Here is an 18,585-nt window from a genome sequence, read left to right as displayed (position 1 = left end):
GTTTGGGGGGGTGATTTGGTGAGGCCGGGGGCGTCCCGGGTGCTCAAGATTTGCAATAAACTATGCGTCCGGCGCCTGTATTGCAAACGGTTGTCTGTGCGGCGTCGCCCGGATCGGGGTTTTCGGCGGTCGCGACCCGTGTCAGGGTGCCGCAAAATCCGGAGAGGAGGGCGATCATGGCGATCAAGGTCTGCGTGTTCGATGCCTATGGCACTTTGTTTGACGTGGCGGGGGCCGCGCGGGTCGCGTCCGAGGAACCGGGGCGCGCGGCGCTGGCCGAAGTCTGGCCGCAACTGGCCGCCGATTGGCGCGCCAAGCAGCTGGAATACAGCTGGCTGCGGGCGGTCACCGGCGATTACGTGCCCTTCTGGGAGGTCACCAAGGACGGTCTGGACTGGGCGATGGAACGCGCCGGGCTGGACGATATTGAACTGCGTGAGCGGTTGCTGTCGCTCTATTGGGAACTGCCTGCCTACCGCGAGGTGCCGATGATGCTGGCGCAATTGCGTGCCAAGGGCATCGGGGCCGCGATCCTGTCGAACGGCAACAAGGACATGCTGGACGGCGCGGTCGACAGCGCCGGGATTGGCGAGTTCCTGCAGGCGTTGTTGTCGGTCGAACAGGTCGGCATCTTCAAACCCGCGCGCGCGGTTTACGACCTTGTGGGGCAAGAGTTCGGCTGTGCGCCTGATGAGGTGCTGTTCGTGTCCTCCAATGGCTGGGATGCGGCGGGGGCTTCGGCCTACGGGTTCGTTACCGTCTGGGTGAACCGCATGGGCCTGCCGATGGACCGGCTGATGGCGCAACCGGCCCATGTCCTGAGCGATCTGACCACCATACCGGAGCTTGTCTGATGCCGCGTTTTACCACTTCTGACGGGTTGTCGCTGTTTTACCGTGATGAGGGCGAAGGCCTGCCGCTGCTCTGTCTGGCAGGGCTGACACGGGACGGGCGCGATTTCGATTTCATGGCACCGCATCTGGAGGGCGTGCGCCTGATCCGGCTGGATTACCGTGGCCGCGGGCAGTCGGACCGGGGGCCGCATGAGACCTATCAAGTGCCCGTCGAGGGGCGCGACGCGATGGAACTGCTGGACCATCTGGGGCTGGACAAGGCGGCGGTGCTGGGCACCTCGCGCGGCGGATTGATCGCCATGGTGCTGGCCGCGACGGTCAAGGACCGCCTGCTGGGTGTGGCGCTGAACGACATCGGGCCAGAGATTGCCGAGACCGGGCTGGAGGTCATCAAAGGCTATCTGGGGCGCAAGCCGCCGCAGAAGACACTGGCCGAGGTTGCCAAGCGGCGGGCGGAACTGATGACCGGCTTTGTCGGCGTGCCGGAAAGCCGCTGGCTGGAAGAGGCCGAGCGGCTATTTGTGCAAACCGATGACGGGCTGGAACTGCCGTACGATGCGGCCCTGCGCGAGGCGGTGCTGGGTGGCGGTGCGCAACCCGCCCCGGATCTGTGGCCGTATTTCGATGCGTTGGCGGGGCTGCCGCTGTGTGCCTTGCGGGGTGAGAATTCAGACCTGCTGACGCCCGCGTGTTTTGCCGAGATGCAAAAGCGCCGTCCGGACATGATCGCGGTCGAGGTCAAGGGCCGGGGGCATATCCCGTTTCTGGATGAACCCGAGGCGCTGGACGCGCTGCGCAAGTGGCTGGGGATGCTGAAGTAGCCGGGGGACGGGAGCGGCGCTCTTGCCCCCTGCGGGGGCAAGTCGCCCCGCCCACCGTCCCCGGCCGCAAGACGCCTAGTCGGTCAGGTTGAAGACCCTTGAGGGGTGCAGTTCGCCCGCCTTGTAGCGACCTACGGCCAGCGGGCGGCCCTCGAAAGAGGCCCATGCCTCGTCGCCGTATTCGACGTCGCCGGGGATTACCATACCGGGGTTGCCGTTGCGCAGGCGGGCGGCCCCCTGTGCGGTACAGTGCAGTTCCGGCAGATCGGCAAGGCCGATTTCCAGCGGCAGAATATGGTCGTCCAGTTCCGGCGTGCGGGCCATTTTCTCGATCGCCTCCAGAGTCAGGCCCTGTTCCGCCTCGAACGGACCGGACCAGACCCGGCGCAGCCTCAGGACGTGACCGTTACAGCCCAGAACCTTGCCCAGATCGCGGGCGATGGAACGGACATAGCCGCCCTTCCCGCAGGTCATTTCCAGTTCGGCGGTGTCGGCATCGGGGCGGTCGGTCAGCAGCAGTTCCTCGACCCAGAGCGGGCGGGCGGCGATGTCCATTTCCTCGCCGTCGCGGGCGCGTTTGTAGGCGCGTTCTCCGTCGATCTTGACGGCGGAAAACTGCGGCGGAACCTGCATGATCTCACCGACAAAACCGTGCAGCGCCTCTTTGATCTCATCGTCGGAGGGGCGCAGGTCGGATGTGGCGATCACCTCCCCCTCGGCATCGTCGGTGTTGGTGGCCTGCCCAAAGCGCACGGTAAAGCGATAGGCCTTCAGCGCGTCGGTGATATAGGGGACCGTCTTGGTCGCCTCTCCCAGCGCCACGGCCAGCACGCCGGTTGCCTCGGGGTCCAGCGTGCCCGCATGGCCAGCCTTTTTGGCATCCAGTGCCCAGCGGACCTTATTGACCACGGCGGTCGAGGTCATGCCCGCCGGTTTGTCGACGACCAGCCAGCCTGAGATGTCGCGACCCTTGCGCCTGCGTGCCATGTGATACCCCTGAATGATTAGAAAGGCGGCGAGGTAGCAAGCGGGCGGGGGGCTGTCAATCGCAGGTCGCAAGCGGATCAGCCGATGGTCCCCGGCGGGCCAGTGCGGTCAGCGTGGTATGGAATGGGCGCATGGTCGCGCCGCCAGAGCGGCGCGCGCCCTGTTCAGGTCCGCACACCTGCGAACCGTTCTTGCCACTCTTCGCGTTCGGCATCCGTGATCTTGCGGAAGGTCACCTCTGGCACGTCAAAGGCGTGACCTGCGGGCAGGGCGGTCAGTGCGGCCTCGACGTCATCGGGCCAGTCGGCACCTTCGGCGTGCATCGCGGTCAGCAATTCGGCAGAGGCGTCCGGAATGAACGGCGCAGAGATCACTGCGTAGAGCCGGATCAGGTTCAGTGCGAGGCGAATTTGCATGGCTGCCTGCTCTGGATCGGTCTTGAAGGTGGACCACGGCGCGACCTCTTGCAGGTATTCGTTGCCCAGCACCCATGCCGCGCGCAGGGCGGCTGCGGCTTTGCGGATCTCGACCGTCTCCATGTGGGTCTCATATTCGCGGACCTTGGCGGTCAGGTCGGCGATCAGCTTGGCCTCTGCCTCACCGGGGGTGCCGCCCTCCGGCACCGCCTCAGAGAACTTCGAGCGGCAGAACTTGGTCACGCGGCTGGCAAAGTTACCCAGCACGTCAGCCAGATCCTTGTTCACGCCCGACTGAAAGCTTTCCCACGTGAATTCGCTGTCGGAGGTTTCCGGCACATGGCTTAACAACCACCAACGCCAATAGTCGCTGGGCAGGATGTCCAGCGCCTGATCCATGAACACGCCGCGCCCGCGCGAGGTGCTGAACTGGCCGCCGTCATAGTTCAGGTAGTTGAAGGACTTGATGTAATCGACCAGCTTCCACGGCTCTGCCGACCCGAGGATCGTCACCGGGAAGGACAGGGTGTGGAAGGGCACGTTGTCCTTGCCCATGAACTGGGTATAGCGCACGTCATCCGCGCCCTTGTCGGTACGCCACCAGCGCGCCCAGTCGTCACCCTTGCCCGCGTCGACCCATTCCTGCGCACAGGCGATGTATTCGATGGGGGCGTCGAACCAGACGTAAAACACCTTGCCCTCCATCCCGGGCCAAGGGTCGTCGCCCTTTTGCACCGGAACGCCCCAGTCGAGGTCACGAGTGATGCCCCGGTCCTGCAAACCGTCGCCGTCGTTCAACCATTTCTTGGCGATGGATGTGGTCAAAACCGGCCAGCCGACACGGGTGTCGATCCATTCCTCGATCTGGTCTTTCATCGCGGACTGGCGCAGGTACAGGTGCTTGGTGTCACGCATTTCCAGATCGGTCGAGCCAGAGATGGTCGAATGCGGGTTGATCAGGTCAACCGGGTCCAACTGCTTGGTGCAGTTGTCGCACTGGTCGCCGCGTGCCGAGTCAAAGCCGCAGTTGGGGCAGGTGCCCTCGATATAGCGGTCGGGCAGGAAGCGTCCGTCCGCCTTGGAATACATTTGCGTTTCTGACACTTCGCGGATCAGGCCCTGCTCATCCAGTACCTTGGCGAAATGCTGCGTCAGCTTGCGGTTCTGGTCCGACGACGAGCGCCCAAAGTGGTCGAAGGACAGGCGGAACCCCTCTGCCAGTTTGGCCTGAACCTCCCACATCTCGGCGCAATACTCCGCCACCGGCTTGCCCGCCTTGGCGGCGGCCAGTTCGGCGGGGGTGCCGTGTTCGTCGGTGGCGCAGAGGAACAGCACCTCATGCCCGCGTGCGCGCAGGTAGCGGGCGTAAAGGTCCGCAGGCAACTGGCTGCCCACGAGGTTGCCCAGATGCTTGATGCCATTGATGTAGGGAATGGCGGAAGTGATGAGATGTCGTGCCATGATCTGCGCGCTTGTCCGTCCTGAGGTTTGGGCATGGTTTACCGACCCCGGGGCCGAGAGGCCAGAGCGTGTTGCAAAACGGTCCGGTGCGGTGGCTCAGTTTTTCTTGTTGGCGCGTTCGCGGGTGTTCGACAGCAGGCGGCCCACCATAAAGCTGGAGCGCGGCGTATAGATATAGCGGGTGCGGGTGTCCGAGGACCGGCGGCTTTGCATCCGGATCAGGCCAAAGACCACAAGGAACGCATGGCCCAGGGCGATCATGACAAACAGCGCGGGCGGGCCATACCACTCGATCAGCAACGATGCGATCCACGGTGCGGCGATGGCCCCCACCGCGTACCAGAACATCAGCGCCGCCGAGAGGGCGATGCGTTCTTCGGAGGCGGCAAAGTCATGAGCGTGGGCGGCGGCGATCGAGAAGATCGGAAAGGTGGTCAGCCCGAACAGCGCCGCCGTCAGCATGATGCCGACCGTGGGCAGGCCTGTGGTGGTGGCGGTCAGGATGCAACTGCCGATGGCGGCGACGGACAGCCAGATCAGCACCCAGCGCCGGTCATAGCGATCCGCCAGCCAGCCCGCCGGATATTGCGCCAGCGCGCCGCCCGCCACGAACGACGCTAGGAACAGCGCGATCTGCCCGGTCTGAAGCCCGACGCCGGTGGCATAGATCGGCCCGACCATGCGGAACGATGCGCTGGACAGCGCGGCGACCAGCACGCCTGCCACCGCCAAGGGCGAGCGCGCCCATGCAAGGCCCGGTGTCAGGCGGGGAGCCTTTGGCGTTTCTGGTGGGCGCAGGCGGGACAGCGTCAGCGGCAGCAGCGCGGCGGTGCAGAGCAGCGCCAGCAGCGTGTAGCTGACGTAATGCGCGGGCGGCAGGACGGAAATCATCAACTGCGCGCCCAGCGATGCGGTGATGTCGGCCAGCCGGTAGGCCCCGGTGGCACGGCCCCGGTTTTCGTTTGTCACCTTGGCGTGCAGCCATGCCTCGATCACCGTGTAGCAGCCCGCCACACAGATCCCCTGACCGATCCGCAGCGCGGCCCATGCGTAGGGATTGTCTGTCAGGATGTGGCCAAGGATGCCGATGGTCCCCAGCGCGGTGAACGCGGCAAAGGCGCGGGAATGGCCTACGTTGCCCATCAGGCGCGGCGCCCACCAGCAGCCAATAAAGAACCCGGCGAAATGCGCCGACCCCAAAAAGCCGATCTGCGCGGTGGTAAAGTTCAGCGACAGGCCCGAAAGCGCATCGAGGGGCCCGACGCTGCCCGAGGAAAGCTGGAGCAGGATGACGGACAGAAAGAGGGAGGCAAATGAAATGACCAGTCGCATGGCCCTGTTCTGCGCCTTTCGAAAACGGAAGTCAGGTGGCCTTGCGACATAAATTTTGTCGTTTCGGTCTTTTTCCGGGGTTGTCAGGCGGTTGCAGGGTCGGCCCAGTGGGTCAGCCGGTTGTCGGCCAGTTGCCAGACCTTGGGCGGCAACATCCGCGCGCGCAGGCGTTCGATCCGCCATGCGGTTCGTCCGGGGCCATGCGCGGCGTCACAGCGAAACCGCGTCTCGACGCCCGGCGCGCCGCCCGCGCCCGGCGTCAAAAGCAAGCCCAGCGGGCGGCACAGCCCGGCCTCGGCCCCGGATTCGGCGGCCAGATGCAGACGGCGCACGGGGGTCATGGCGGGCGGTTCGGCCAGATCGGCGACCACCACCGGCGCGGCCCCGCTGCGCAGTGCCTCTTCCATCGCCCAGAGGCTGTCGTCGGGCCGGTCGGTGGCGGCAAAGATCACCTCACCCGGGGACAGGATGCCTGCCATGCCGCAGGGGTTCAGCTGATCGGGACTGTGGCGGCGGGTGATCCAGATCACCGGCCCCCCCGCCTGCGCCGCGACATGCAGCGCCAGCGTGCGCCGCGCCTGACCGCACAACTCATGCACACGGCTGAGCGGCAGGACAAGGTCCCGCCACAGCACCAGCGCGGGTGGCGGCGCATGGGGACGGCGGGACAGAAGGGCGGGAGCAGTGGCCATGGTCATGGCCGAATCTTTAGCATGTTCCACTTTTGTTCTCAAGATTTGCAATGCCGCGGTTCCAACATGTGACACCCGACGCGCGGCCCCCCTTGCCATCCGGGCAGGGGGTGTCATCTTGCGCCCAAAGCAAACAGATGACGGGACGATCCCATGAAAATGAACCCGCTGGGCCGAAGCGGCCTGCAGGTGTCCGAGCTTTGTCTTGGCACGATGATCTTTGGCAACCAGACGCAACCGGCGGAAGCGTTCCGCCAGATTGATCGCGCATTGGAGGCGGGGATCAACTTTATGGACACTGCCGAGATGTATCCGGTGAACCCGGTGCGGGCCGAAACCGTGGGCCGGACGGAGGAGATCATCGGCGACTGGAATGCCGCGTCGGGGCGGCGGGGTGAGTGGATCTTGGCCACCAAGCATTCCGGCGAGGGCAGCTTTGCCCGCGATGGGGCGCCGATCTCGTCCAAGACGATCCGTGAGACGGTTGAGGGCTCATTGAAGCGGCTCAGGACCGACTACATCGACCTCTATCAGTTCCACTGGCCGAACCGGGGCAGCTATATGTTCCGCAAGAACTGGCACTATGATCCGGCGCAGTCGGGGTGGACGCTGGCGCAGGTGATCGCGGACATGGAGGATTGTCTGGGCGCGCTGCAGGAAGAGGTGGAGCGCGGCACGATCCGCGCCTTTGGCCTGTCGAACGAAAGCGCCTGGGGCACGCAGATGTGGCTGGAGGCGGCCGAGCGTGTGGGGGGGCCGCGCGTGGCGTCCATTCAGAACGAGTATTCGTTGCTCTGCCGTCTGGCCGATACGGATCTGGCCGAGATGATGATCTATGAGGATGTGGGGCTGCTGCCGTTCTCGCCTTTGGGGGCGGGCTTTTTGACCGGCAAGTATCAGGGCGGGGCCGTGCCGGATGGGTCGCGGATGAGCCTGAATGAGGGCATGGGCGGGCGCAAGACGGACCGGGTTTTTGCCGCCGTGGACGCGTATCTGAAGGTGGCCCGGGACTTTGAGATTGATCCCTCGCACATGGCGCTGGCTTGGTCGGCGCGGCGGTCTTTTGTGGCCTCCTCGATCTTTGGCGCGACGACTTTTGAGCAGCTGGAGCATCTGTTGGGGGCCGTGGATGTGACCCTTTCAGAGGAGCTTTTGGCGGCGCTGGATGAGGCGCACAAGGCGCATCCGATGCCCTATTGATTTGAGGGTTTTGAGGGCGTGTCCACGCGTGGACACGCCTGCGCCTGTGGAAAATCAATGGGTTACAGAGACGTTTTTAGGTTTTGTTAAGCTAGTGGGCGTGCCCGGAACAAGTGGAGAGCAAAGACTGAGGAACCACGCGGTGTTCCATGTTCCACGGAAAACGACCAACACCGGAGGCCGGGCGAACCCCGCCCGGCACATCCCTTGTCGCCTATTTCATGACCATGCAGGTCAGAGCCAGAACTCGTCGCCCGGCACATAGTCGATCTGCTCCGTGGGACCGGTGGGATCGTCACTTCCTTCGGCGATGCTTTCCAACATGGCTCTGATTGCGGCTTCGCTGGGCGGTTCCAGATGGGCCAGCAAGGCGGACTGAGCGATGCGATTCGCAAACTCCTCGATGGTGAACACTGCCTCCGCGGGCGCGGTTGCCGCGCGCCCCTCGACCAGATTGAAGTAGCTGTCGAGTTCTTTGAACTTAAAGGTATCTTCAGGCATCTTCTTCCTCCTCGAAATAGCCCCTGAACGCGGGACCGACTGCAACCGTAACGAGAAAATCGTCAGTTCCGAACTTACAGGAACCAAGCCGAATCGCCCATGCGCAAGATCAATTTCGCCCCCGCGCACGTGGTCAGACCCAAGATTTTCTGGGAAGGTCATCCGCCCGTGGGCGTGCGTCGGCATGCGACCGCGCCCCGGAAACGTTGATCGGCGGACCCATTCTGCAGCGGATCGAACGAGACATCCTTCGGCAAGCCGGACACCCGCATGTCACACGTCAGAGGAGAATGGGCCTTGTCGGCTCACCGGGTGTCGTCCGTGCAGGGAATGATTTGGAATGGGGTTGTCCGGGCGTCCGGCATGAACGGCATATCCAAACAAGACGCGCCGACAATCGAGGCCGTCGTGTCCGGACATCATGGACGGCGGCCATTGGGCATGCGGTCTTGCCCGAAGTTTGCCGCGAAATGCGGTTGGAACGACAGCCAGACTATCCTTGCCACGCGACGGGCACTTCGGTGCCGAACCGGGCATGGCAAAAACCGTACTGCGGTTCCAGTGCGCGCTTGAAGGCGGCCCGGGCCGCTTCGGGCATTGGAGTCGTTACCGTGGTCACGTTCGACCGAGCACCGCTTTGCGCCGACTGGTAGGGAACCCCGACAAAATCGCACAACCTGCGGAGCAACGGCTCTTGCTCCAGCGTTTCCGTGAACTGGTACAGCAAGTCTTCGGGCGCAAAACAGCCGTCCAGCGCGGTCACGATGGCGCGGTAATCCCCGCGCGCTAGAACCGGGACCGAGTTTAGCGCGCTTTGCCAGACTTCGGCAGCGTCCTTGACAAGGGTTTGCTGCTGCATGTGACGCAAATGCGACCACAGCCGTTCTACTGGATCACGCATCACGAACAGCACTTTGACGCGCAGATCCTGCACCTCGCAGAACCTTCGCATCCAGTCGAAACCTTCCGCGCCCATGGCTGAATAGGCCGGTGTCACGTCACACAGCACCCGGGTGTCCGGCCCGCTGATCCGCGCAAAATGGCCGAAATAGGCGTCGTCGTCATAGATCATCTGCACCCGGTCCACCGCCGCCCGGATCAACGGTTGTGTCTGCAAGTGATTGGTCAGATCGCCCTTCTGCGACAGATACAAAACCATCCGCTGAATCGCGAGTTGGTCCATGTTGCTTATCGCGTTCCGGGTGAACCTGCGGTTGAAGAAATGCAGTTCCTTCAGGGGCGATGCCGCGACAGATGGGAAACCGGAGAGGTAGTCATGCAGCCAACTCGTCGCGCATTTCGTACCGCCGACGCAGATCAGGCAGGTCTTGCCTGCCAGATCAGGATACCGCCGCAGCGCCGAAAACTCAGCCGTCATCTCGCCCCCTTGGCCGTCGCCCAAAAGCAGCCTCAGGCTACCACAGGCGGCGGCCACGTATCGCTACCCCGAGGTTAAGATGTTCAGTGAATATCCGCACCCCGTTTTGCCAAGGCATTCATATGAACAAACGCGCAGATATCACGGCTCTTTCTGTCCAAACCCAACGAAAGCCCGCCATTCCATTCTCAACCGGGTCCCACCTACCCCCCAATCCGAGCCTCCAGCGCCCGCAAATGGTCGGGCAAGGCGCGGGCGGTGATGCTGGCTTCTTTGACGAGGTGGTCAAAATGCTGGGTGATGGCCTCGACCCGGTTGGTGTCGCGGAAGGCGAGGTAGTTGCGGCCAAGGTAGATCACCGCCAGCAGCGGGCCGAAGACGGTCAGCGGCGCAGAGTACAGCCGTCGCGCGTCGAACAGGTAGAACCGCAGCCGGGGGTAGAGCGACTCGCAGTGACCGGCGAGGCGCAGCAGTTGTTCGCGCCTGATGTCCGCGGAGAGGCCCGCGTAGTAGCCGGTTCCGGCGGCGAAGGAGTCGACCTCGAACAGCGGCAGGGCGATCTCATAGTCGGACTGCGAGCGGCGCATCCAGTTCAGCCGGTCCTCGGACGCGTTGATCGCCTGTTGCGTGGTCTTGCCCAGATGGGGGGCGTATTCCCAGTCCAGCAATTCGCGCGTTTTGAGCATGTCGGGCAGGGCGGGGGGAACGTAGCGGATCTTGTAGCCCTCGGCCTCACGGTGCCAGTCAAAGATCTGTTCATCGACCAGCGCGCGGGGGGCCTCTGTCAGGGTCATGGAGTTGGCGAGCAGGTCTGCTGCGCTTTCGGGACGCTCCGACAGGCCCAGCAGCCAATCGGCCGAAACTCCAAGCGCCTGCGCGCAGGCCCCGATGAGATGCGCGTTGGGCAGCCGCGCGCCGGTGTCCTTGAGCAGTTGCGAAACGGTGGAGCGGTCCACCCTGACGGCGCGCGCCAAAGCGGTTTGATTCGAGCCTGCCTTGGCCATCGCCTCTGACAGGCGGGTGCGGAGCAGGGCGGCGCGGGCGCGTTTGTCGAGAATATCACTCATCTGGTGATTATTATCACTTTTGCAGAGAAATGTGAACCATACACAGAGTGCCCAGCCGCTCACGCCGCCGTTACCGTGGTCCTGAGGTTAGAAAAATCAGGAGGTTGTATGGAAACGCGGGCGCGCACATTGGTGAAATCCATCCTTTGGACGCTGTTGGGTCTGGTGGTCATGATTGCGGTGGGGTTTGCCTTTACCGGATCGCTGATCGTGGGCGGCGGCATGGCGGCAATCAACGCCGCGCTGGGGTTTGTGACCTACCTTTTGTATGAGCGCGTCTGGGCAGGCATCCGCTGGGGCCGTCATGTCTGAGCGGTTGCGCGGGCTGGAATGGCCGACGCTGGTGCTGCTGGCGGGGTGCTATGCGCTGTGGGCGTTGGGGACGACGGTTGCGGCGGCTTTGTGGCTGCCGTTGGGGATGGGGATGGTGGTTGTGGGGGCGGCGCTGCATTCGTCGCTGACCCATGAGATGCTGCACGGCCATCCGTTTCGGTCGCATTTCTGGAACGCGGTGCTGGTGTTTCCGGCGCTGTCGCTGGTGGTGCCGTACCTGCGGTTCAAGGACACGCATATGGCGCATCACTGCGATGCGATCCTGACGGACCCTTATGACGACCCGGAGAGCAACTTTATGGACCTCAAGGTCTGGGGGCGGTTGCCGCGCTGGGGGCGGGCGCTGTTGCGGGTGAACAACACGCTGGCGGGGCGGATGCTGTTGGGGCCGTTGATCGGGACGCTGGGGTTTGTGCTGTCGGATGTGCGGCGCGGGGATCGACGGGTGGCGCTGGGCTGGCTGTTGCATGTGCCTGCGGTGGGGGTGGTGGTCTGGTGGATGGCGACGGTTGGGCAGATGCCGGTCTGGGCCTTTCTGGTCAGCACATATGCGGCGCTGTCGGTGCTGAAGATCCGCACCTTTCTGGAGCATCGCGCGCATGAGACGGCGCAGGCACGGACGGTGATCATTGAGGATCGCGGGGTGCTGGCGCTGCTGTTTCTGAACAACAACTTTCATATCGTGCACCATATGCACGCGATGGTGCCGTGGTATCGGTTGCCCGCGCTGTACCGGCAGAACCGCGACCGATATCTGAGCCGGAACGGGGGCTATCGCTATGCCACGTACGGCGAGGTGTTCCGGCGCTATTTCTGGCGCGCCAAGGACCCGGTGCCGCATCCGCTGTATCCCAAGGGCTAGGCCGGTTTTGCGGTTGGGGAAAGGGTCCGAGCGCGCGCGGCGGCTTGCATCCGGGGGGCGACTGACCCTAATGGCGCCATGGATTTATGGATAATTGCCACGCTCTGCGCCGCCACGTTTCAGACGGTGCGATTTATGCTGCACAAGGTGCTGGCGGGCGGCGCGCTGAGCGCCACGGGCAGCACCTTTGCGCGCTTTGCCTATGCGATGCCCGCGGCGGCTGTGGTTCTCACAAGCTACCTATGGGTCACGGGTGCCACGCTGCCGCTGCCGGGGGCGGATTTCCTTGGCTGGGCGGTGATCGGCGGGCTGGGGCAAATTCTGGCCACGGTTCTAGTGGTGTTGTGTTTCCGCGAGCGGAATTTTGCGGTGGGCATCACCTTCAAGAAAACCGAGGTGATCCTGACCGCGCTGCTGGGGCTGGTGGTACTGGGAGAGGTGATCTCGGCCGCCGGGTGGCTGGCGATCGGAATCGGGTTGGTGGGCGTGCTGATGCTGTCGCGCACCCCGGATGCGGTAGGGCTGTGGCGCGGGATGACGAGCAAGGCGGTGGTCCTTGGCGTCGGGTCGGGCGTGTTCTTTGCCATAGCGGGGATCGGCTATCGCGCGACGACTTTGGCGGTGCCAAGTGACGATCCGGTGTTGCGGGCGGCGGTGTCGCTGGTCTGTGTGACCTTGTTGCAATCGGTGGGGCTTGCGCTCTGGCTGCGCTGGCGCGAGCCGGGGCAACTGACGGCGGTCTGGGCCGCGCGCGGCAAGGCGGTCTGGCTGGGGCTGACGTCGATGGCGGGGACGATGGGGTGGTTCACCGCCTTCACCTTGCAAACGGCGGCCTATGTCTATGCGCTGGGACAGGTGGAGTTGATCCTGTCGCTGGCCGCCTCCGTGCTGTTTTTCCGCGAAAAGGTGACGGCGCGGGAACTGGCCGGGATTGCTGTGCTTACGGTGTCGATTGTGGTGCTGGTTCTGGTCCTGTGACCGCGTGCAGCGGCGTGCGGGACAGCGCGTCGCGCAGCACCAGCGTCACGGTGGCGAAACTGACATAGAGCAGCAGATACCACGACCCCATCTTGGACAGGTGGACAAGGTCGAGCGTGTCCTGCCCCTTGTACAGCCATGTGCCGGTGTTGGTTCCGACGTTCTCGGCGATCCACAGAAAGATCGAGGTCAGGAAAGCGGCGACGGGCAGCGGCATCCAGCGCCGCGTGCGGTTGAGGGTGAACCACACGCGGGTGCGCGCAAACAGCAGCACGCTGGCGGCCATCAGCACATAGCGCGCGTCGGGCAGATAGTGGTGGGCGAAAAAGTTGACGTAGATCGCCACCGCCAGCGCGACTGTGGTCCAGTACGGCGGGTAGGGGGCGAAGGTCATGTCGAAGATGCGGATGACGCGGGCCATATAGCTGCCGACAGCGGCGTACATAAAGCCTGAGAACAGCGGCACGCCATAGAATTTGAGCAGCGCCGGTTCGGGGTAGGCCCAACTGCCCGCGTTGACCTTGAACAGTTCCATCGCGGTGCCGGTGAGGTGGAACAGCAGGATGACCTTGGCCTCTTGCAGGGTTTCCAGCTTGAAGACCAGAAAGCCGATTTGCAGGCAAAGCGCATAGAGGAACAGCAGATCATAGCGGTGCAGGGGCGCGTCGTCCGGCCAAAAGCGGTCCGTCACCAGCAGACCGCCCAGCATCAGGAAGCCAAACAGGCAAGCCCATCCCTGTTTGAGGATGAACATCAGCAGGTCGGCGAGACCTTTGGGAAGATGCGCGCGGGTGAAATCCCCCAGCGCGCGTTCGATGCGGCGTGTTGTGGTCATGAGGGTCTTGATACGGTGGCGGGCCGTGAGGGCCAGTCAGGATTGCCTGACCTTTTTGCGGGGGGCGACCCGGTGAAGTAGGGCGGGCTTTCGAGTATTTATCCTGACGTTGCCAAGGTTCGAGAGGGTGGAGGGGGCGCTGCCCCCGCTCCTTTGGAGCCCCCCGGGATATTTTTGGACAGAAGAAACCGGGGTGTGGGTTTGCGGTTTTCAGGGTTGGCGCGGGCCGGCGTAGTCGGTGTCCGAGACCTTTTCCAGCCACTCGGCGGCGCTGCCGTCCTGTGCCTCTTGAATGGCGAGGTGGGACATGGCCACGTCCGGGGCCGCGCCGTGCCAGTGTTTTTCGCCGGGCGCAAACCAGACCGTGTCGCCGGGGCGCAGTTCCTGCACAGGTTCGCCGTCTTTCTGGGCAAGGCAGAGACCGGTGAGGATGTGCAGCGTCTGGCCCAGCGGGTGGGTGTGCCAAGCGGTGCGCGCGCCCGGCTCAAAAGTGACGATCAGGGCGTTGACGCGGGCCGGTTCCGGGGCGGCGATCACCGGGTCAAAGCGGACCGTGCCGATGAAATAATCGGGGTTCGGCGTGACGCTGGGGCGAGAGCCTGCGCGGTGGATCAACATGGAGGGGCCTTTGCGTTGGGAGCTGATGACCGGCAGACTAACCGAAGCGCGGGCTTGTGTAAGCGGATTGTGACAGCTAGCGTTTGAACTGTGTTCAGGGAGGTGCGCGTCATGGCAGGCAAGGTGGCCGCGCGAAAGGCGGCGCTGCGCGAAAAGCTGGTGTCACTGGCTGAGGCGCACATTGCCTCTGGCGGTTTGCGGGCGCTGAAGGCGCGCACTCTGGCGGAGGAGGCAAGCTGTGCCGTTGGCGCGATCTATACCCATTTCGAAGATCTGAACGCGCTTGCGCTGGAGGTCAATGGACGCACCTTTGCGCGGCTGGGCGCGGCGATTTCGGCGTCGATCGACGGCCACGACGGCAGCCCGCATGAGCGTCTGGTCGCCGTGGCGCTGGCCTATCTGCATTTCGCCGCCGACCAGCCAAGGTTGTGGCGCGCGTTGTTCAGCACCGATTTATCCTCGGACGGGCCGGTTCCGAAATGGTATCTGGATGCGCTGGGCAAGCTCTTTTCGCACATCGCGGACCCGGTGTCCGACCTGTTCCCGCGCATGGAGCCGCGCGAATTGGATCTGATGGTGCGGGCGTTGTTTTCCTCTGTGCATGGTATCGTGCTGTTGGGGCTGGAAAAGCGGATATCCGCAGTTCCCATCGACGGGATAGAGCGGATGATCGCGCAGGTGTTGGTGCAGGTTGGAAACCCCCGGCCTGCCTGAGCGCACCCAGCCCGTATCGCGCTGCGACCACATCAAGGCAACTGACGTCGAGGATATCCTGTTGGGATGCGACGCAGGGCAAGTCCGCGCCGTGATCCTAAAGACCGAGGTCCAGCAGCGCCTTGCGCATGACCTTGGCATCGGCGTCGATGCCAGCCCAGTATTTGAGGCCGATCACGCCCTGACCGACCAGCATGCCCAAGCCATCCGCGGTCTTGCAGCCGCGCGCCTGCGCCGCCTTGAGAAACTTGGTCAGCGGCGGGTTGTGGATGCCGTCGGCCACGACCATGTCCGCCGTCAGGCTGTCGTGGTCGATGTCCGGGGTGGCGTCGACATGCGGGTACAGTCCGATGGAGGTGGCGTTGACGACAAGGCCGGTGCCTGCCGGGACAGAGTAGGTGCCGTCCCATGGCTGATACTCGGCGCTTGCCGGGGTCTTGTCGGTGATCAGGCGGGCCACCGCCGCGCCGCGGTCGTGGCTGCGGTTGACGATGGTGATATGGGCGACGCCCGCCAGCGCCATCTCGACCGCGACGGCCCGTGCCGCGCCGCCCGCGCCCAGCAGCACCGCGCGCTTGCCCGCAGGGTCGGTGACCTGGGACAGTGCCCGGACAAAGCCTTTGCCGTCGGTGTTCTCGCCGACCAGCCGCCCGTCGTCCTGCCGCACGACGGTATTGACCGCGCCGATGATCTCTGCCGACTGGCCCAGCCCGTCGAGATGGTTGATCACCGCCACCTTGTGCGGGATCGAGCAGTTGAACCCGCGCCAGCGCATCGCCCGCGCGCCCTTGACCGCATCGCCAAGGTCCTCTGGTGCGACTTCGCAGTTGATGTAGCGCCAGTTCAACCCGTGGTGGCGGTAGGCGGCTTCGATCATCGCCACGGTGGGGTTTTCGCCTGCGGGCATGGCAAAGGACCCGGTCAGCGGTTGCAGGAAATCGTGGGTCATGGGGGTCTCTTTCTGTGTCAGGCGGCCTTGTGTGCGGCGATGGTGCGGCTGAGATAGGTGCCGACCCGCAGCGCCTGTGCGGCGACGGTCAACGCGGGGTTCACGGCGGCGGACGACGGAAAGCACCCGGCATCCACGACGTAGAGGTTTGGATGATCATGCGCCCGGCAAAACGGGTCGAGCGCAGAGGTCGCCGGATCGTCGCCCATGCGGACGGTGCCGCATTGATGCGAGGGGGCCGTGATGCCGAAGGCATGGCGCAGGACAAGCGGAAAGCCGATCCGGCGCAGCACTCTGCGTGCGTGGCGGACAAAACGGTCATGGGCGTTCAGGTCTGCCGGGTGCCATGTCACTTCGGGCGTGCCATCCGGCAGCAGCCGGACCCGATTGCCAGCCAGAGGCGGGTCTTCGGACATGATCAGCCAGTCCACACTGTGCCGCCCCAGCCAGTTGGAGGCGGCGCGGGGCGTGCGGGGATAGGTGGCGCGGATCATCGGCCCCTTGATATTGCCCAGCATCTGGATATTGCCGCGCGCCAGCGGATCACCGTCGATGCCGTGATAGAAATCGTTCACCGACAGGGTCTTGGGGAAGTTCGTGTCGTTGACCGTTCGCGGCAGGACACCCATCAGTCCGGTCAGGTGGTGGTTCATCAGGTAACGCCCGACCACGCCAGAGCGGTTGGCAAGCCCGTCGGGACAACGCTCAGAGGCAGACCGCAGGAGGATCAGCGCCGAATTGATCGCCCCGGCGCTGAGGACAAACAGCGGGGCGGCGATCCGGCTGACCACGCCGTCGCTGTGGACCTCGGCGGCGACGATCTTTTGACCCTCCGCATCGTGGAACAGGCGCGTCACCTTTGCGCCGGTGCGGATCTGCACATTCGCATGTCCCTGCAAGCGGCTTAGCACCCGCGTCTCGGCATCGCCCTTGGCCCCGAACCGGCAGCCGAAGGCGTCGCAGGTGCCGCAGCGCTGGCATTTGCCGCCGGGACCGTAGTCAATCGCTGCGGGCATTTGGAACGGTCTGAGCCCGGCCTGCGACAGCCGCTCTGCCATGCGTCCGATCAGCGGTTCGTGCGGCACCGGGGCGTGGTCGTAGCCGCCGCTGCGGGGCGGGTCGGTCGGGTCTTGTCCGGCCAGCCCGCGCACGCCGAACAGGCGCTCGGCCTCTGCGTAATGCGGTTCCAGATCGGCATAGCGGATCGGCCACGCGGGCGAGATGGCATCCTCATGCGCCGTTTCGGCAAAGTCGCTTTCGCGGAACCGGAACATTGCGGTGCCGTAAAACTTGGTATGGCCGCCGAGGTAATAGTATTGGCCGGGGCGATAGCGGCGCCCGGTCTCGTCCTGCCACTGCTCGTGGGTGCGATAACGATTTTGCACAAAGACCGCTTCGGCGTCAGCCAGCTCTGGCTCATTGGGGAGCTGCTCTCCACGTTCGAGGATCAGCACGCGGAGACCGGCGTCCGCCAGTTTCAGCGCCACTGAAGCGCCGCCTACGCCGCTGCCGATCACCAAGGCGTCGGGGTTTTCAAAGGTTGCGTGCATATCCTCACCTCTTTTCGAACGCCAAATTATCGGTGCGCGGGGCGTTGCGCCATTCCCGAGTCCGGTGAATTCTTGTACGATCACCGCATTCCTTGCAGGGGGGCTGTCATGCGACCGTGGTTCGAGGCGGTGACCATACCGGACGGGCACTCCTGTCTGATTTACGACCGCAGGCTGCCGGAGTTCGCCTTTAACTGGCACTACCACCCGGAATATGAACTGACCCTGACACTGGGCAGCCACGGCACGCGGTTCGTCGCCAGCGACGTGGCGCCCTATGCCGATGGCGATCTGGCGCTGATCGGGCCAAACGTCCCACATGCGTGGCAGTCGCATAGGCTGGCAGAGGGGGCGACAGAGCATCGCGCCATTGTCTGCTGGTTCACCGACGCGTGGATTCGCACGCTGCTGGACCTGATGCCGGAACTGGGCGTGATCGGCCCGTTGCTGCGGGAGGCGCAAAACGGCCTGTTGTTCGGGGCGGACACCTCGACGGCGATGAAGGCGCGGATGCTGCGGCTGTGCGACCAACCGCAGCCTGACCGCGCGCTGGGTCTTGTGCACCTGCTGCTGGCTTTGGCGCGGGCAAAAGATCGCACCACCCTGTCGCCGGGGGCCATCACGCCGTCGGACATGCCGCGCGACAGACGGCGGATGGAGCGTGTGCTGGCCCATGTCCATGCCCAGTTCGACGCGCCGATCAGACTGGCCCCGCTTTGCGAGATTGCCAATGTCACCGAAAGCCAATTGCAGCGCATCTTCAAGCGCAGCACCGGGTTGTCGGTCAGTGAATATGTCACCCGCCTGCGCGTTGGCCGTGCCTCGACCCTGCTGAGCCGCAGCGACCTGCCGATGGCGGATATCGCCGAGAAATGCGGCTTTCACGATGCGGCCTATTTCGCGCGAAAGTTTCGCGCGACGACCGGACGTTCGCCGACGGCCTACCGTCGGGAGTTCCAGTCTTCGGGGCCCGCGCTGCCAATCGGGGCCTTCCCGATGCGGAGTGACCGGACAGAATGAGGCTGCCCCTGTGATGG

General features: G+C 64.2%; 19 protein-coding genes. 8 read left to right on the top strand and 11 right to left on the bottom strand.

Annotation, left to right across the window (positions count from 1 at the left end):
- The first annotated feature begins 176 nt into the window (after window positions 1-176).
- Window positions 177-854 (top strand): haloacid dehalogenase type II, encoded by a 678-nt coding sequence (locus VOI21_RS14375; RefSeq protein WP_323770624.1) that lies wholly within the window; start codon window positions 177-179, stop codon window positions 852-854.
- Window positions 854-1,675 carry an alpha/beta hydrolase gene (locus tag VOI21_RS14370; RefSeq protein ID WP_323770623.1) on the top strand — a complete coding sequence of 274 codons (822 nt, stop codon included), beginning with the start codon at window positions 854-856 and terminating at the stop codon, window positions 1,673-1,675. The genes VOI21_RS14375 and VOI21_RS14370 overlap by 1 nt, the downstream gene beginning before the upstream one ends.
- 75 nt (window positions 1,676-1,750) lie before the next feature.
- Here the strand turns inward: VOI21_RS14370 and truB are convergent, their stop codons facing one another.
- The 4 genes from truB to VOI21_RS14350 form a co-directional block, all read right to left on the bottom strand.
- Window positions 1,751-2,662: a tRNA pseudouridine(55) synthase TruB gene (gene truB, locus VOI21_RS14365; RefSeq protein WP_323770622.1), complete on the bottom strand. Its 912-nt coding sequence runs from the start codon at window positions 2,660-2,662 to the stop codon at window positions 1,751-1,753.
- A 164-nt stretch (window positions 2,663-2,826) separates the two neighbouring features.
- The gene (metG, locus tag VOI21_RS14360; protein ID WP_323770621.1) at window positions 2,827-4,539 is read right to left on the bottom strand and encodes a methionine--tRNA ligase; all 1,713 of its coding nucleotides are present in this window, start codon (window positions 4,537-4,539) and stop codon (window positions 2,827-2,829) included.
- A gap of 96 nt (window positions 4,540-4,635) precedes the next feature.
- Window positions 4,636-5,871 carry an MFS transporter gene (locus VOI21_RS14355; RefSeq protein WP_323770620.1) on the bottom strand — a complete coding sequence of 412 codons (1,236 nt, stop codon included), beginning with the start codon at window positions 5,869-5,871 and terminating at the stop codon, window positions 4,636-4,638.
- Between the two features lie 83 nt (window positions 5,872-5,954).
- Entirely contained in the window at window positions 5,955-6,569 is a 615-nt protein-coding gene (locus VOI21_RS14350; protein WP_323770619.1) for a hypothetical protein, read from the bottom strand.
- Between the two features lie 147 nt (window positions 6,570-6,716).
- Here VOI21_RS14350 and VOI21_RS14345 point away from each other — a divergent pair, with 147 nt between their 5' ends.
- Window positions 6,717-7,763, top strand: coding sequence for an aldo/keto reductase (locus VOI21_RS14345; RefSeq protein WP_323770618.1), 1,047 nt, complete (start codon window positions 6,717-6,719; stop codon window positions 7,761-7,763).
- Window positions 7,764-7,997: 234 nt separating this feature from the next.
- Here VOI21_RS14345 and VOI21_RS14340 read toward each other — a convergent pair whose 3' ends face one another.
- The 3 genes from VOI21_RS14340 to VOI21_RS14330 all read right to left on the bottom strand — a co-directional run bounded on the left by VOI21_RS14340 (window position 7,998) and on the right by VOI21_RS14330 (window position 10,709).
- The gene (locus tag VOI21_RS14340; RefSeq protein ID WP_323770617.1) at window positions 7,998-8,264 is read right to left on the bottom strand and encodes a hypothetical protein; all 267 of its coding nucleotides are present in this window, start codon (window positions 8,262-8,264) and stop codon (window positions 7,998-8,000) included.
- A 493-nt stretch (window positions 8,265-8,757) separates the two neighbouring features.
- Window positions 8,758-9,642: a sulfotransferase gene (locus VOI21_RS14335; RefSeq protein ID WP_323770616.1), complete on the bottom strand. Its 885-nt coding sequence runs from the start codon at window positions 9,640-9,642 to the stop codon at window positions 8,758-8,760.
- Window positions 9,643-9,845: 203 nt separating this feature from the next.
- Window positions 9,846-10,709 (bottom strand): helix-turn-helix transcriptional regulator, encoded by an 864-nt coding sequence (locus VOI21_RS14330; protein ID WP_323770614.1) that lies wholly within the window; start codon window positions 10,707-10,709, stop codon window positions 9,846-9,848.
- Window positions 10,710-10,817: 108 nt separating this feature from the next.
- Here VOI21_RS14330 and VOI21_RS14325 point away from each other — a divergent pair, with 108 nt between their 5' ends.
- From VOI21_RS14325 to VOI21_RS14315, 3 genes are all read left to right on the top strand, one after another.
- The gene (locus VOI21_RS14325) at window positions 10,818-11,021 is read left to right on the top strand and encodes a DUF2061 domain-containing protein (RefSeq protein ID WP_323770613.1); all 204 of its coding nucleotides are present in this window, start codon (window positions 10,818-10,820) and stop codon (window positions 11,019-11,021) included.
- Window positions 11,014-11,904: a fatty acid desaturase gene (locus tag VOI21_RS14320; RefSeq protein WP_323770612.1), complete on the top strand. Its 891-nt coding sequence runs from the start codon at window positions 11,014-11,016 to the stop codon at window positions 11,902-11,904. Before VOI21_RS14325 ends, VOI21_RS14320 begins: the two co-directional genes overlap by 8 nt.
- A gap of 78 nt (window positions 11,905-11,982) precedes the next feature.
- Window positions 11,983-12,882 (top strand): DMT family transporter, encoded by a 900-nt coding sequence (locus VOI21_RS14315; protein WP_323770611.1) that lies wholly within the window; start codon window positions 11,983-11,985, stop codon window positions 12,880-12,882.
- On the opposite strand, the gene VOI21_RS14310 is transcribed toward VOI21_RS14315, so the two are convergent.
- Window positions 12,845-13,717: a DUF817 domain-containing protein gene (locus VOI21_RS14310; RefSeq protein ID WP_323770610.1), complete on the bottom strand. Its 873-nt coding sequence runs from the start codon at window positions 13,715-13,717 to the stop codon at window positions 12,845-12,847. The two genes, VOI21_RS14315 and VOI21_RS14310, sit on opposite strands and share 38 nt — an antisense overlap.
- A 210-nt stretch (window positions 13,718-13,927) precedes the next feature.
- Complete coding sequence (locus tag VOI21_RS14305) at window positions 13,928-14,335, bottom strand: cupin domain-containing protein (protein WP_323770609.1); 408 nt, start codon at window positions 14,333-14,335, stop codon at window positions 13,928-13,930.
- Between the two features lie 111 nt (window positions 14,336-14,446).
- Between VOI21_RS14305 and VOI21_RS14300 the strand changes: the two genes are divergently transcribed.
- The gene (locus VOI21_RS14300; protein ID WP_323770608.1) at window positions 14,447-15,049 is read left to right on the top strand and encodes a TetR/AcrR family transcriptional regulator; all 603 of its coding nucleotides are present in this window, start codon (window positions 14,447-14,449) and stop codon (window positions 15,047-15,049) included.
- Between the two features lie 97 nt (window positions 15,050-15,146).
- Here the strand turns inward: VOI21_RS14300 and aroE are convergent, their stop codons facing one another.
- The gene (aroE, locus tag VOI21_RS14295) at window positions 15,147-15,998 is read right to left on the bottom strand and encodes a shikimate dehydrogenase (RefSeq protein ID WP_323770607.1); all 852 of its coding nucleotides are present in this window, start codon (window positions 15,996-15,998) and stop codon (window positions 15,147-15,149) included.
- Between the two features lie 17 nt (window positions 15,999-16,015).
- Window positions 16,016-17,548, bottom strand: coding sequence for a GMC family oxidoreductase (locus tag VOI21_RS14290; RefSeq protein ID WP_323770606.1), 1,533 nt, complete (start codon window positions 17,546-17,548; stop codon window positions 16,016-16,018).
- Window positions 17,549-17,656: 108 nt separating this feature from the next.
- On the opposite strand from VOI21_RS14290, the gene VOI21_RS14285 reads away from it, so the two are divergent.
- Window positions 17,657-18,568 carry an AraC family transcriptional regulator gene (locus VOI21_RS14285; protein ID WP_323770605.1) on the top strand — a complete coding sequence of 304 codons (912 nt, stop codon included), beginning with the start codon at window positions 17,657-17,659 and terminating at the stop codon, window positions 18,566-18,568.
- Window positions 18,569-18,585 lie beyond the last annotated feature (17 nt).

It is taken from the genome of Antarctobacter sp. (assembly GCF_034670325.1).
Taxonomy (GTDB): Bacteria; Pseudomonadota; Alphaproteobacteria; order Rhodobacterales; family Rhodobacteraceae; genus Antarctobacter.
The sequence above is the reverse complement of the archived record's forward strand: the minus strand, read 5'-3'. Positions and strand labels throughout refer to the sequence as shown.

Bases quoted from the DNA above. Each gene is read 5' to 3' on its own strand.
- VOI21_RS14310 (WP_323770610.1), bottom strand. From the start codon at position 13,717: ATGACCACAACACGCCGCATCGAACGCGCGCTGGGGGATTTCACCCGC.
- VOI21_RS14305 (WP_323770609.1), bottom strand. From the start codon at position 14,335: ATGTTGATCCACCGCGCAGGCTCTCGCCCCAGCGTCACGCCGAACCCC.
- VOI21_RS14375 (WP_323770624.1), top strand. From the start codon at position 177: ATGGCGATCAAGGTCTGCGTGTTCGATGCCTATGGCACTTTGTTTGAC.
- aroE (WP_323770607.1), bottom strand. From the start codon at position 15,998: ATGACCCACGATTTCCTGCAACCGCTGACCGGGTCCTTTGCCATGCCC.
- VOI21_RS14320 (WP_323770612.1), top strand. From the start codon at position 11,014: ATGTCTGAGCGGTTGCGCGGGCTGGAATGGCCGACGCTGGTGCTGCTG.
- VOI21_RS14325 (WP_323770613.1), top strand. From the start codon at position 10,818: ATGGAAACGCGGGCGCGCACATTGGTGAAATCCATCCTTTGGACGCTG.
- VOI21_RS14355 (WP_323770620.1), bottom strand. From the start codon at position 5,871: ATGCGACTGGTCATTTCATTTGCCTCCCTCTTTCTGTCCGTCATCCTG.
- metG (WP_323770621.1), bottom strand. From the start codon at position 4,539: ATGGCACGACATCTCATCACTTCCGCCATTCCCTACATCAATGGCATC.
- VOI21_RS14315 (WP_323770611.1), top strand. From the start codon at position 11,983: ATGGATTTATGGATAATTGCCACGCTCTGCGCCGCCACGTTTCAGACG.
- VOI21_RS14330 (WP_323770614.1), bottom strand. From the start codon at position 10,709: ATGAGTGATATTCTCGACAAACGCGCCCGCGCCGCCCTGCTCCGCACC.
- VOI21_RS14370 (WP_323770623.1), top strand. From the start codon at position 854: ATGCCGCGTTTTACCACTTCTGACGGGTTGTCGCTGTTTTACCGTGAT.
- VOI21_RS14285 (WP_323770605.1), top strand. From the start codon at position 17,657: ATGCGACCGTGGTTCGAGGCGGTGACCATACCGGACGGGCACTCCTGT.
- VOI21_RS14300 (WP_323770608.1), top strand. From the start codon at position 14,447: ATGGCAGGCAAGGTGGCCGCGCGAAAGGCGGCGCTGCGCGAAAAGCTG.
- truB (WP_323770622.1), bottom strand. From the start codon at position 2,662: ATGGCACGCAGGCGCAAGGGTCGCGACATCTCAGGCTGGCTGGTCGTC.
- VOI21_RS14340 (WP_323770617.1), bottom strand. From the start codon at position 8,264: ATGCCTGAAGATACCTTTAAGTTCAAAGAACTCGACAGCTACTTCAAT.
- VOI21_RS14350 (WP_323770619.1), bottom strand. From the start codon at position 6,569: ATGACCATGGCCACTGCTCCCGCCCTTCTGTCCCGCCGTCCCCATGCG.
- VOI21_RS14290 (WP_323770606.1), bottom strand. From the start codon at position 17,548: ATGCACGCAACCTTTGAAAACCCCGACGCCTTGGTGATCGGCAGCGGC.
- VOI21_RS14335 (WP_323770616.1), bottom strand. From the start codon at position 9,642: ATGACGGCTGAGTTTTCGGCGCTGCGGCGGTATCCTGATCTGGCAGGC.
- VOI21_RS14345 (WP_323770618.1), top strand. From the start codon at position 6,717: ATGAAAATGAACCCGCTGGGCCGAAGCGGCCTGCAGGTGTCCGAGCTT.